14 protein-coding genes are annotated in these 13,476 nt (G+C 37.3%); 1 reads left to right on the top strand and 13 read right to left on the bottom strand.

The features are described from left to right. Positions 1–8 precede the first annotated feature (8 nt). Positions 9–371: an Asp23/Gls24 family envelope stress response protein gene (locus tag VBD025_RS12700; RefSeq protein WP_430786019.1), complete on the bottom strand. Its 363-nt coding sequence runs from the start codon at positions 369–371 to the stop codon at positions 9–11. A 254-nt stretch (positions 372–625) separates the two neighbouring features. On the opposite strand from VBD025_RS12700, the gene rpmB reads away from it, so the two are divergent. Continuing rightward, a complete protein-coding gene (gene rpmB / locus VBD025_RS12705; RefSeq protein WP_430786021.1) occupies positions 626–814 on the top strand; it encodes a 50S ribosomal protein L28 in 189 nt (62 codons plus the stop codon). Between the two features lie 407 nt (positions 815–1,221). Here the strand turns inward: rpmB and spoVM are convergent, their stop codons facing one another. From spoVM to gmk, 12 genes are all read right to left on the bottom strand, one after another. Next, positions 1,222–1,323, bottom strand: coding sequence for a stage V sporulation protein SpoVM (gene spoVM, locus VBD025_RS12710; RefSeq protein WP_342746713.1), 102 nt, complete (start codon positions 1,321–1,323; stop codon positions 1,222–1,224). Between the two features lie 32 nt (positions 1,324–1,355). Next, positions 1,356–2,003 (bottom strand): thiamine diphosphokinase, encoded by a 648-nt coding sequence (locus tag VBD025_RS12715; protein ID WP_430786023.1) that lies wholly within the window; start codon positions 2,001–2,003, stop codon positions 1,356–1,358. Between the two features lie 5 nt (positions 2,004–2,008). Next, on the bottom strand, positions 2,009–2,671 hold the full coding sequence (rpe, locus tag VBD025_RS12720; protein ID WP_430786025.1) for a ribulose-phosphate 3-epimerase: 663 nt from the start codon (positions 2,669–2,671) through the stop codon (positions 2,009–2,011). Between the two features lies 1 nt (position 2,672). Continuing rightward, a complete protein-coding gene (gene rsgA / locus VBD025_RS12725) occupies positions 2,673–3,554 on the bottom strand; it encodes a ribosome small subunit-dependent GTPase A (protein ID WP_430786027.1) in 882 nt (293 codons plus the stop codon). Further along, on the bottom strand, positions 3,555–5,588 hold the full coding sequence (gene pknB, locus VBD025_RS12730) for a Stk1 family PASTA domain-containing Ser/Thr kinase (RefSeq protein ID WP_430786029.1): 2,034 nt from the start codon (positions 5,586–5,588) through the stop codon (positions 3,555–3,557). After that, positions 5,582–6,346, bottom strand: a complete 765-nt coding sequence (locus tag VBD025_RS12735; RefSeq protein ID WP_430786031.1) for a Stp1/IreP family PP2C-type Ser/Thr phosphatase — start codon at positions 6,344–6,346, stop codon at positions 5,582–5,584. Before VBD025_RS12735 ends, pknB begins: the two co-directional genes overlap by 7 nt. A 226-nt stretch (positions 6,347–6,572) precedes the next feature. Continuing rightward, a complete protein-coding gene (gene rsmB / locus VBD025_RS12740; protein WP_430786033.1) occupies positions 6,573–7,919 on the bottom strand; it encodes a 16S rRNA (cytosine(967)-C(5))-methyltransferase RsmB in 1,347 nt (448 codons plus the stop codon). Further along, on the bottom strand, positions 7,912–8,862 hold the full coding sequence (fmt, locus tag VBD025_RS12745; protein WP_430786035.1) for a methionyl-tRNA formyltransferase: 951 nt from the start codon (positions 8,860–8,862) through the stop codon (positions 7,912–7,914). Before fmt ends, rsmB begins: the two co-directional genes overlap by 8 nt. Positions 8,863–8,912: 50 nt before the next feature. Beyond that, the gene (gene priA, locus VBD025_RS12750) at positions 8,913–11,318 is read right to left on the bottom strand and encodes a primosomal protein N' (protein WP_430786037.1); all 2,406 of its coding nucleotides are present in this window, start codon (positions 11,316–11,318) and stop codon (positions 8,913–8,915) included. Beyond that, positions 11,315–12,532 carry a bifunctional phosphopantothenoylcysteine decarboxylase/phosphopantothenate--cysteine ligase CoaBC gene (gene coaBC, locus VBD025_RS12755; protein WP_430786039.1) on the bottom strand — a complete coding sequence of 406 codons (1,218 nt, stop codon included), beginning with the start codon at positions 12,530–12,532 and terminating at the stop codon, positions 11,315–11,317. The genes priA and coaBC overlap by 4 nt, the downstream gene beginning before the upstream one ends. Positions 12,533–12,660: 128 nt before the next feature. Then, positions 12,661–12,858 carry a DNA-directed RNA polymerase subunit omega gene (rpoZ, locus tag VBD025_RS12760; RefSeq protein ID WP_430786041.1) on the bottom strand — a complete coding sequence of 66 codons (198 nt, stop codon included), beginning with the start codon at positions 12,856–12,858 and terminating at the stop codon, positions 12,661–12,663. Next, complete coding sequence (gene gmk / locus VBD025_RS12765) at positions 12,855–13,475, bottom strand: guanylate kinase (RefSeq protein WP_430786043.1); 621 nt, start codon at positions 13,473–13,475, stop codon at positions 12,855–12,857. Before gmk ends, rpoZ begins: the two co-directional genes overlap by 4 nt. Between the last annotated feature and the right edge of the window lies 1 nt (position 13,476).

Raw genomic sequence — 13,476 nt, forward strand, 5'->3', positions numbered from 1 at the left:
AACAAAGGTTAATCTTTTTCTACACGTACACCTTGAATATAAATATTGACTGAGTCTATGGACAGTCCTACTGATTTATTCAATGTATATTTTACCTGGGATTGTACGTTGTGTGCTACTTCTGATATTTTTGTTCCATAACTGACTATGATATACATATCAATATGAAGATGATCTTCTTCCTGTCGAACAAGTACACCTCTTGAAAAATTTTCTTTACGTAAAATCTCTGAAATACCATCTTTAATTTGATGTTTCGAAGCCATCCCAACAATTCCGTAGCACTCTACCGCTGCTCCACCTGCAATTATTGCAATTACATCATTTGTAATTGTTACATGGCCATCATTTGTATTAAGTTCTATGGACATAGTAATCCTCCTTTAATACCCATTATTCATAAGGATATTCTACTATAAACGTACTTATTTTGAAAGTACTGGTGCTTTCTGCGCACTTATCCCCTCATAACAATGAATGAAATTAATTTTTCTGTCAAGGCGTTTTTCTTGATAATTTGTTGTTAAGCCAGTCTGTCTTACATTTTTATCGTTGCGTTAGAGCTGTTAGTATGGTAAATTATATAAGTAGTAAAATGACATTTGTATGAGTAGGAGGGATTTACATGTCTAGAAAATGTGTTATAACTGGGCGTAAAACTCACAGTGGTAATCAGCGTTCACACGCTATGAATTCTAGCAAGCGTAGTTGGAAAGCTAATGTACAAAAAGTACGTATTATGGTAGACGGCAAACCTAAAAAAGTTTATGTATCTGCTCGCGCACTTAAATCAGGTAAAGTAGAGCGCGTATAATATATCTTTTTGAGTACAACTAAACATTAGTAAATGTTTGAAAAGCACCTAATTTGAGGTGCTTTTTTTACGTTAATCTGCTTCTGACTATTCGGCTCCGCTTTTCTCTGGCTAGCTACTCCTCCTAGAAGCTGCCGTCGTAAGCAATTGACACTTAAACGCCACAAACCAGGCGTTTTCGGTCTCTTGCTTACGCGTCCGCTTCTGACCAGTCGGCTCCGCTTTTCTCTGGCTAGCTACTCCTCCTAGCGCCTAGCAAATAGGTAGTCCTGATGAATGTACGTAAAAGTCAACGTACTTTCACAGTCCTGCCTATTTGTACGCCACTAATCAGTCGGTTCCGCTTTTCTTAACTTGTCTATAAAAAAATAGGCTTTTGTCATGGATTTGACAAAAGCCTGAGTTAATTATTTATCTTTTTTAAACATGCCTATTACTACCCTGACACATCCACCAATAAATCTTGGGAGCTTAATAGTATAAAATTTCATGAGTTCCCCCTCCTCCATTAACAAACCCACTGTATTGGAATCGACTAGTCCTATCCATCACAACTCTTTATAAGTAATAGTATGCCTTCATCAAAAGAAAAAGTACCATTATTTAAAAGAAGCTTGTTTGAAATGCAGCGAGAGGAACCCCAATTCAGATCAAAATTCTTAAGTGGATAGTAAAACCCAGTTAAACTTATACTTCTAACGTTCTCAGAAAAAGGGACAAGTGATATGTTAGGAAAATCCTCATCCTTTACAATATGATGTGTGCCAGGTAAAAATAATTCAACGTGATTAAATTTATCAATAATAATACCTTTACAACTTCTATTATTGAGCATGTATAACATTTGGAAATTTATCAATTCATGATCTAGTCTTCCGCCGGTAACCCCAAATAAATAAAGCGTATCTGCTTGAAGTTCCAACGCCTTCTCTATTGCCAGCTCAATATCCGTCTGATTTTTCTCAGACGGATATTTTTTGAAAGTCACAGCAGACTCTTTAATTTTATTTTCTTCATTCTCATCAATCGAATCAAAATCTCCTAACGCATAATCCAGACGAATATCTTTATCTGCTATAAGTAATGCGCCACGATCAGCGCCAATCCAAATATCAATTTCATCACGGAAATGGAATAAGTTTGGAATTAATTCCTTTGGTCCATTTGCAACTATCCCTATTGTTATCATCTTATCTATCTCGAATTTTCAGTCGCTTGAACAATAGCTTCTATTGCTTGTTTACGATCAGGTTTATTGTAGATTGCGCTTCCTGCTACGAGAACATCTGCTCCTGCTTCTACACATGTTTTAGCTGTTTCTGTATTTACTCCGCCATCAATTTCAATTTCAAACGATAGACCGAGTTCTTCTCGCCAATCTGCAATCTGTTTTACTTTTGGAACTACACTTGAAATAAAAGATTGTCCCCCAAAACCAGGGTTAACAGTCATTAGTAAAACCATATCGATCTCAGGTAATATATCTTTAATCATATGAGCTGGTGTTGCAGGATTTAATACTACTCCAGCCTTTACATTAAAACTTTTAATCAATTGAATGGTTCTGTGCAAATGCGGGCAAGCTTCTTGATGAACTGTAATGATCGATGCGCCCGCTTCAGCGAATTCTTTTATAAAATTATCAGGGTTCTCGATCATCAAGTGTACATCTAGAGGTAAGTCTGTAATTGGTCGTATTGCTTTTACAATTAATGGACCGATCGTTATGTTGGGTACAAAGTGACCATCCATGACGTCCACATGAATGTAGTCTGCTCCACCTCGTTCCACATCTTTGATTTCCTCGCCAAGTTTAGAAAAATCTGCTGAAAGTATAGATGGTGCTATTTTTGTCATGTTAATACCTCGGCTTTCTAGATTGTATTTCTTCAAAAAATGAAAGATAGTGATCATATCTAAATTGTGAAATTTCTCCCTGTTGTACTGCTGCCTTAACGGCACACTTTGGTTCTTTGTTGTGCATACAGCCACGAAACTTGCATTCGCCTTTCCTCTCGCGAATCTCAGGGAAACATTCACCTAAGTCTTCAAGTTCAACTTCATTAAATTCCAATGCACTAAATCCCGGTGTGTCGGCAACCAATCCGCCAAATAATTGGAGTAATTCAACATGGCGTGTCGTGTGTTTGCCTCGCCCAAGACTTTTTGAAATATGATCTGTTTTAATTTTCAACTCTGGTTTGAGTGCATTTAATAATGAAGATTTGCCGACACCTGATTGACCTGCAATTACTGACACACCCTCGCTAAAGTATTCTTCAACCCCTTTTATATCAAAAGGTTCTTTGGATGAAACCAGCTCAACTTTATACCCAATATCCTGATATGCGCTAGCATAACTGTCAATTATCAATTTATCTTCTGGGGATAAAACATCTATTTTAGAAATTATAATCACAGGTTCTATACCTTTTGATTCAATTAAAACTAAAAAGCGATCTAATAATAAAGCACTAAACGAGGGCTCTACTGCAGAACTGATAATAAACGCACGGTCTACATTAGCGATAGGCGGACGGACTAACTCATTACTTCTTTTTTTTATCGTAATTAGGTATCCTTCCATGTCATTCTTTATATCAAATTCTACAAAGTCACCTACTAGAGGATTGATATTTTGATTTCGAAACAATCCTCTGCCTCTGCACTGATAAACACCATGATCCGTTTGGACATAGTAGAAACCGCTGAGTGCTTTAATAATTCTGCCTTTTGCCATCTATTCACCCTCTTCATATTGAACTGTTTTATTTATAAATACATCGCCATCCCGAATTACTTTATATTCCGCAGTTTGATTTGAAGCAATCGTTAGCGTTATTACATACTCTTTATCTTCCGTTATTGTTTCTTCTTTATAAACGTCTGAAATAGAATGTTCAGCATCTTCTATATAAATTTTCACAGATTGCGGAACTGGTTTTTCTTCTTTTTTAGGATCCTGTGGTGAGGGATTTTCTGTGTTAGGCTCAGAATCTGGATTATAAGGTACGGTAAACGTCACTTTTTTGGAAACTGGTGGTTTCTCTTCTGGTCCTTTTGAAACAACTATGTTTACTGTCGATCCTTCTTCCAATTCTGTTCCGGATTCAGGTTTTTGCCTAATGACTTCTCCTTCGGGTGTTGAATCTGAAAACTCTTCTTCTATATTTGCAATTAAGTTTTCACCTTCAATATCTTTTACCGCTTCAGATTCTGTCATTCCTTCAAGATTATTTAGTTTAATTAATTCTGGCCCACTGCTATATTCGAAAATGACTCGAGTGTCACTAGGGACTACTTTTGAATCAGCGGCAGGTTGTATTTGTCTAATAATTTCACCTGAAGAACTATCTGATACCTTATCATAGCCAATCACTTCATATCCTTTTTCTTCTAATAATTCTTTAATTTGATCAAAGTTCTTGCCTACATAGTCTGTAAAAATTACGGTTTCTTTACCTTTACTAACCTCAATCGTTACGGTCGATCCTTCCTTCACAACACTTTCTGATGCAGGATCCGTTCCAATAACTTTTCCTTCTTCCACTTCATCGGAAAAAGCTGTTTCTTTTTCGGCAGTTAAATTTAGTGACTGTAACTTATTTTCAGCCTCGTCATACTCCATATCAACAACATCGGGAATGGAAACATCATCAGGCTGAAGCAGATTTGTTACAACAAGCATTGTTGCTACACCAACGGCTAACAAAATAAATATGAGCAAAATCCAAAATGTTTTCTTCTTTTTTTTCTTTTTTTCTTTTTTCTTTCCCTTTTGTTTTTGATTATCTTCTTCACTTGCAGTAAATGATTTTGTTGTACCATTAGTTTGATGCACAATCGTATTTTGATTACTGTTGTCATGCAAATGATTATCGGTAATAATCGGGATTGCTTTCGTTTCCTCTCCGATACCCGTAGCTGGTACAAATTTTTCTTCATTTAATTTGTCAGGATCCAAAGCCGTAGTTAATGCATCCTCCAAGTCATAAACAGTATCAAATCGATTAAAAGGGTCCTTTGCAGTAGCTTTTAATACAATATTTTCGACGCTTTGCGGGACTTCTTGATTAAACCTTCTAACCGAAGGCGTATCAGTCTGTAAGTGCTTCAGTGCAATAGACACAGGTGACTGGCCAGAAAAAGGTAATCGAGATGTTAGCAATTCGAATAACACGATTCCAAGTGAATAGATATCTGATTTTTTTGTTGCCATACCCCCGCGAGCCTGCTCTGGTGACAAGTAATGCACCGAACCAAGAATGGAGTTAGTCTGTGTCAATGCTGTAGCACTCAAAGCTACTGCAATACCAAAGTCAGTTACTTTAACTTGTCCATATGAATCGATTAATATATTCTGGGGTTTTATGTCCCTATGTACGATATTATTTGCATGCGCATGACCTATTGCTGCACTAACTTGTTTCATTATATCTAATGCTTCATCCACTGGAATTGGTCCATATTTTTGGATATATTCTTTTAACGTAAGCCCATCTACATACTCCATAACCATGTATAAAATGTGATCTTCTTCCCCTACATCAAAAATATTAACAATGTTTGGGTGTGAAAGACTTGTTGCAGATTGCGCTTCACGATCAAAACGGGCAATAAATTCTTCATCATTTGCATATTCCAGTCTGAGAACTTTCAGCGCAACATCGCGCTCTAAGATAATATCCCGCGCTAGGTATACATTGGCCATCCCGCCCCCGCCGATCGTGTTCTTGATCTTATAGCGTTCGTTCAAAAGGCGACCGTTTAACACGTAGGTTCACCTTCTTTCTTATGTAATTCATGTTGAACAATCACTAGTGATATATTATCTTCCCCACCACGTTCGTTTGCGAGTGTTATTAACCCATTTGCTGCATTATCTATTGAATCTTCGTTCTCCATAAAAGTCTGTAGTTCATTATCTGAAACTTTATTAGATAATCCATCAGAACAAAGTAATAACTTATCGCCTGAATCCCAGGAGATGGTACGTATATCCGGATAAATAGCTTCTTCCGTCCCCACCGCTTTTAATAAAACATTTTTTCGCGGATGATTCTCGGCGTCATTTATCGTGATTTGACCTGATCTGACAAGTTCATTTACCAGTGAATGATCTTCTGTTAGTAAACTGAATCCTTTATCATTTTCCATGTAGCACCGACTGTCACCAATGTGAGCAACTGTAATAAATTCTTCTGTACATATTGTCATTACAATGGTAGTTCCCATACCTTTACATTCTTCCTGGCTAATAGACTTCTGATAAATTTCTTTATTCACTTCAAGTACTGTTGTTTTTAACCATGATTCTGCTTCTTCAGGATTTTTAATTTCACTACTATTTAGCCATTCTTTTTCAAGTATGGACGTAGCCATTTGACTTGCTACATCTCCCGCCTGGTGACCGCCCATTCCATCAGCAATAACTGCCAGGTATTGATTACTTTTATTTAAAAATAGGCCCCCAGCATCCTCGTTATGATTTCTAACACGACCCTGATCGGTATTAAATTGCCCTCTCATCATTTCACCCCTTTTTTAGAAAACTTGGCATTTCGCCATTAGTAAAACTCGGCATTCGCCTCGTCTTAAATAGCGAATGCCGAAGTTTTACTCATTCTGGCATTTGCTCTAAACATGTATACCTTCCTTACGTGTAAAAAAATTAGTCTCATTCTATTCCCATTATTACACGAAGCTTATAAATATTGAAGAACTATACCATTTTTCCTAACTATACTAATCATACTCATTATGCCTTTCTGATTAAACGGGTGAGAAAAAAACCATCTGTTTGGTGTGTATGCGGAAACAATTGTAGTCCTTCTTTTGATAATCCTGCATATTCAGATAGAAAAACAGGAAGTTCTTCAAAGAAAGTGTGGTCAACTTCAAAATCCGGATTATCATCTAGGAAGCTAGCGATAACCTGATTGTTTTCTTCCTTATCTACCGTACAAGTAGTGTACATCATGAGACCATTTACTTTAACTAATGATGCGACACCTGACAAGATATCATATTGAATTTTTGCCAAGTTATGAATATCGGATTCTTGTTTAGAATACTTAATTTCCGGTTTACCTCGGATTACCCCGAGACCTGAACAAGGAGCATCCACTAAGATGCGGTCAAATGTCTTCTCTTCATGGAATTCAGTCAATTTCCTGGCATCAGCATGTTTAGCTTCTACTATCGTTAAGTCTAATTTGCTTGTTTTATCATTAATTTTCTTTGCTTTTTTGGCATGTAAATCATAGGCATGCACTTTTCCTTTGTTCCCCATTTTCTCGGCAATATGGGTTACTTTTCCACCAGGGGCACTGCAGGAATCTAAAACCATCATACCACTTTCTAATTTTAACATTTCAGCAACCAGCATAGAACTCTGATCCTGAATTGTGATGTACCCATTAGTAAATAGTTCTGTCCTTAAGATGTTACCTTTATTTACTACTATTCCCTGCTCCGAAAACAATGATTTATGTACGTCATAATCCAGTTCTTTCAACATCTTTATTGCTTCGTCTCTGCTCATTTTGAGCGGCTGAACCCGAATGGAAGTCCCTTTCCTCTCAAGATTCGATTGACACATCAGTTCAGTAATCTCAACTCCGTACATTTCTATCCATCGATCCACCAGCCACTCTGGATGGCTTGTCTCAATTGAAATTCTTTTCCCTGGTAATGAAATATCGGATGTATCTCGGTATCCATTACGTTGTATATTACGCAGAACTCCATTTACTAATGAAGCTATTCCTTTATGACCGCGTTTCTTGGCAATTTCAACCGCTTCATTAATAATTGCATGATCCGGCACTTTGTCTAAAAACGCCATTTGATAAACCGACATACGCAATAAAGTTTTAATCCAAGGTTTTACACTTTTGTCAGGATTAATATAAGGTTCGAGATAATAGTCCAGCGTTATTTTTCGTTGTAAAGTCCCGTATACAATTTCAGTTAGAAAACCCGCATCGCGGTCCGAGAGTTGATTCGACTTAATTTCATGATCGATGACGAGATGACTAAAGCCACTTTCATCTTCTATTCGCAGTAATAAATTTAAAATTGTTTCTCGTACTGTATTATTCATTCGTATCACCTAAAACTGTTCCAATTTTTATTCGATCTTGTGAACCCATCAGGTAGTCTTTAACCGACATCCGTTTTTTACCTGCAGGCTGTATTTCTGTAATCATTATTCCTTTATTATTACCACATAATACCAAAAATCTATCGTTGTTTATAATATCTACTATTTCACCAGGTGAACCGTTGTATTCATTATCGACCAATTCAGACTCCCAAATTTTCATCGTTTTACCCAGATACTTAGTAAAAGCTACTGGCCAAGGGTTTAGCCCACGGATTTGATTATGAATCATATCATTATTCTTAGTCCAGTCAATTTTTTCTTGATCTCGTTTAATATTGCTGGCAAACGTAGACTTTGCGTGGTCTTGTTCTAAAGGCGTTAGTTCACTGTTAAATAATTTAGGTAACGTATCGATCAGCAAATCTGCACCAATTACCGACAGTTTGTCATGCATGGTTCCCACGTTGTCATTGTTTAGAATATCGACTGCTTCCTGTGTTAAAATATCTCCAGCATCAAGCTTATCCACCATGTACATGATGGTGATTCCTGTTTGTTTCTTACCTTGAAGAATAGCATGGTGTATAGGTGCTCCCCCTCTAAGTTCAGGTAATAAAGATGCATGAACGTTAATGCATCCAAATGGTGGTGCTGCTAATAATGAAGAAGGTAATATTTGACCGTAGGCAGCAGTGACAATTAAATCAGGCTTTAAATCGATTATTTGCTGATACTCATTTGCCAGCTTTTCAGGCTGAAAGACAGGAATGTTTTGTTCGATTGCTTCTGATTTTACTGGTGGAGGAGTCAAAACTTTTTTTCTGCCAACAGGGCGGTCTGGTTGCGTAACAACAAGGGGAATATCATATCCCTCTTTTACAAGTTGACGTAAAATTGGTACCGAGAAATCTGGAGTCCCCATAAATACTATTTTCTTCATAATAAAACCTACTTTCCAATTCTGTATCTCTTTACTAATTATCATCATTTCTACATCATTTGATAAGGTTGCATGTCAACAGATATTAATAAATTGTCTTTCCGAACATCTGCTTCAAACTGATTTATAATATTTCGGATTATTTCACGTAAATTAGGTTCGTTTTTATATTTTACCATACACTGGTAACGATACCTGTCTTTAATTCGAGCCATTGGTGATGGTGTAGGTCCAAGGATTACTGTTTCTTCTTTCACAGAGTGTATTAATGACTGCACAATTTTTTGTGTGGTCTGAATAACTTTGATTTGATTGGTATGTGAAACAGTGATTAGCACTAGAAAAACAAATGGAGGATAGTGAAATGTTTTTCTCATTGCCATTTCCTTCATATAGAACTCAGTGAATTTATACTGACTTGCTAGCTCGATACTATAATGATCCGGTGTATACGTTTGAACAATAACCTTACCTGGTAATTCATGCCGTCCAGCACGTCCACTTACCTGTGTTAAAAGTTGAAACGTCTTTTCGGATGAACGAAAATCTGGTAAATGCAGCATAGAGTCTGCGGTCAGTACCCCTACCAGGGTGACGTTTTCAAAATCCAAACCTTTTGCAATCATCTGAGTCCCCAGTAATATATCTGCCTGACCATCACCAAACTGACCTAACAGTTTTTCGTGTGCCCCTTTTCTTCTTGTAGTATCAACATCCATCCGGATAATTCTCGCTTCAGGAATAAGCTGTGTTAAAGCTTCTTCTACACGTTGGGTTCCTGTACCAAAATAGCGGATTAAATCGCTGGTACATTCCGGGCAGGTGACAGGCATTGGCTCTTCGTAGGAACAGTAATGACACTTTAACCGGTTTGAATTTTTATGAAAGGTAAGTGCAATGTCACAATGAGGACATTCTTTAACATGTCCGCAATCGCGACACATCACAAAGGTTGAATAACCACGTCTATTTAGTAAAAGAACAATCTGTTCTTTCTTATCTAAACAACTCTCAATTTTTTCTTTTAACGTTCGGGAAAACATCGTTCGGTTTCCTGCGTGGAGCTCATTGCGCATATCCACAATTTCTACTTCAGGCATATCTTTTTCATTTGTACGTTTGCTCAATGTAGCTAATTGGTAGACACCCTTTTTTGCCCGGGCATATGTTTCAAGGGTCGGTGTTGCACTACCCAGGATTACGGGGCAGCTATGATTTTTCCCTCGTTCAATCGCAACATCCCGTGCATGATATCTTGGCTGGTCTTCCTGTTTATAGCTTGTTTCGTGCTCTTCATCAATAATTATTATTCCGATATTTTCAAAAGGGGCAAAGATAGCTGATCTTGCGCCAACCACAACTTTCACTTCTTTTCGATAAATTTTACGCCACTCATCATACTTTTCCCCACTTGATAAAGCACTGTGCATCACGGCTACATCTGAACCAAATCTACCTTTGAATCGGTGAACCATTTGAGGTGTTAACGAAATTTCCGGAACTAACACAATCGCTTCCATTCCTTTTCGAATTACATCCTCTATAGCTTGAAGATAGATTTCAGTTTTGCCACTCCCTGTCACACCATGAAGCAGATAGACTTCATGTGAGTCATCAGCTATCGTTTCTTTAATTGGTTTTATTGCCTGCGCTTGTTCATCCGTTAAGGTGAGTCGGCTGGTACGGATAATCGATTCATCATCATATGGATTTCGATATACTTCTTTTTGGCTAGAAACCAGCAATTTTTTATCCAGCAATGACTTAATCGTTGAGGCACTCGTATTTACTAGCGACATTAGCTGTTTTTTATGAATTGGATCAGGGTTTTGTATGAAATATCCTAATAATTGTTTCTGTTTTTTGGCATTTGGTGATAAATCCTCGTATGCTTCTTCCAAGTTTTGATCCTCGACTGGTTTAATAATTGTTTCCGTCTTTTTCGTTATTCGTGACTTCACCAAATACTCTACTGAAATTTCTCCATTATTAATAACCTTTAATAATTCATTATAGCTGATATTCGAGTTAGTAAATTCTTCATATGTAATCGTATCTCGACCAGCAAATAGATTCTCCAGTGCAGGCTCAAGTTCATCTTCTGTCATGCGTTGCAGTTCTTTCTTGTACTGCGACTTTAGTACTTGAGGCAGCATAACCTGATAAGCCATAATAAATAGACTAATAGTTTCTTCGGCGAGCCATTGACCAAGCTCCAATAACTCCCGTGTTAAAACTGGTGTTAAGTCAAGTACGTCTATAATTTCTTTCAATTTACCGTAATTTGAAGTTGTCGTTAACTCCATTACATATCCCATTATCTTCCTTGGTCCAAATGGCACAATCACACGCATACCTGGCATAATAACCTTTTCTAGTTGCTCAGGTACTTTATAATCAAAAGTCTGATTAATCTGTTTTGCAGGAACATCTACGATAACTTTTGCTACGCTCACAACGTATCATCCTTCATGTCACGATCAATCTTTTTTAGGAGTGTTAATGCTAATTCCTTTTTTGAGGTCAATGGGATCTCTTCAGCCTTAAATGATTTATTAACATACGTGCCAACGTTCGTATCACTTTCGAATCCTGCCCCTCGAACGGAAACATTATTGATTAAAATAGCATCTAAGTTTTTCTTTCTCAGTTTTTCAATCCCATATTCTAGCGGATTTGTAGTCTCAGCAGCAAAACCGACTAAAAACTGATGCTTCTTTTGCTCGCCTAATCGTTGCAATATATCTTGTGTACGCTCCATTTCCACGTGCCACTCACCAGGCTGTTTTTTCATCTTTTCTTCAAACGTATACGTTGGACGATAATCTGCTACTGCAGCAGATTTTATTACGATATCACTATTAGGAAAGTGTTCAACCATCGAATTGTACATTTCCTCAGCTGTGACGACATCTATTCTTTTTACCATGGGGTGCGTTATTTCTAAACTGACTGGACCAGTAATCAGAGTGACTTCTGCCCCTTGTTCAGCAGCGGCTTCAGCCAAGGCAAAACCCATTTTACCGCTGGATCGATTTGTAAAATATCGTACGGGATCTATTTTTTCACGTGTTGGACCAGCCGAAATTAATACGTTTTTACCTTTTAAATGGCCATCCATCCCTTTTGCTTGCTGATGCTGATCAACTGTTTTTACAATACTCTCAGGCTCTTCCAGACGTCCTTTGCCTACATATCCACATGCTAAATATCCTGCACCCGGTTCAATGAAATAGTAATTCCATTCCTCAAGCTTTTTCATATTCTGAATAACTGCTGGATGGGCATACATATGCACATTCATAGCAGGAGCAATATACACGTCTGCTTGTGTTGCTAGAAGTGTTGTCGAAAGCATATCATCAGCTATACCATTTGCTAGTTTGCCGATAATGTTAGCTGTAGCTGGAGCAATTATTACAAGATCCGCCCAATCTGCTACATCAATATGCGCTATTTTTTGTGGGTTCTTTTCATCGAAGGTATCTATATAAACGGGATTTCTTGATAGTGCTTGAAATGTAAGTGGAGATACAAATTCGGAGGCATTTCGAGTCATTATTACTCGAACATTCGCACCAGCTTGTGTTAATTTACTCGTCAATGCGCAAGCTTTATAAGCGGCTATTCCTCCAGATACACCTAAAAGAATATTTTTATTCTTAATCATTTTTTCGAGCCCCTTTTATTCCAATTTCTTCTCTCAGTTATACCATAAAACAGATACAAATCTAAATATTTTACAATGAAATAATCAAAACCCCTCGCGATTAGTAAGCGAGGGGCAACAATTATTTATTACTTATCTGTAACATACAATTTATCTTCTAGTATTTCTTCTAACGCTATACCTACATATTTAAATGATTTAGGATTTTCAATTAGCGTTGAATTCGTATCCAGCATTTGTCTGGCACGACGTGATGATAATGTCACCAAGGTGTACTTTGAATTAATTTTTTCCTGTAGTTTATCAATTGACGGTTCTAACATCATGAGATTTCGTCCTCCAGTAATTGTTTGTATTGTTTTTCTATTCTTTCTCGCTTACAGTGTTCACTTTGAATAATAGATTGTACTTTCCGAACTGCCAGCTGAACTTGATCATTCACGACTACATAGTCATAAGCATCCATCATTTCTATTTCTTTTCTGGCTTCGCGCAACCGGTTTAAAACAAGTTCCTGTGATTCGGTTCCTCGATTTACAATTCTATTCTTCAATTCATCTAAACTAGGTGGAAAAAGGAAGATAAATACACCTTCCGGAAAATTTTCTCGTACTTGCAAAGCTCCTTGAACCTCAATTTCCAGAAAGACATCGTGACCTTCTTCCAATGTCTTCTCCACATATTCACGAGGAGTTCCATAATAGTTATTGACATATTTCGCATATTCTAACAGCTGATTATTTTCAATCAACGATTCAAATTCTTCTTTTGATTTATAAAAATAGTCTATCCCATCTCTTTCACCTGGACGCATATCTCTCGTTGTCATCGATATGGAGTATTTCAATTCCGTATCCTGGTCAAAAAGTTCTTTTCGAACCGTTCCTTTGCCAACGCCGGACGGGCCTGAAAGAATAAACAATATCCCTTTTTGATCAATCAAA

This window comes from Virgibacillus flavescens, from assembly GCF_050574275.1.
Taxonomy (GTDB): domain Bacteria; phylum Bacillota; class Bacilli; order Bacillales; family Amphibacillaceae; genus Virgibacillus_F; species Virgibacillus_F flavescens.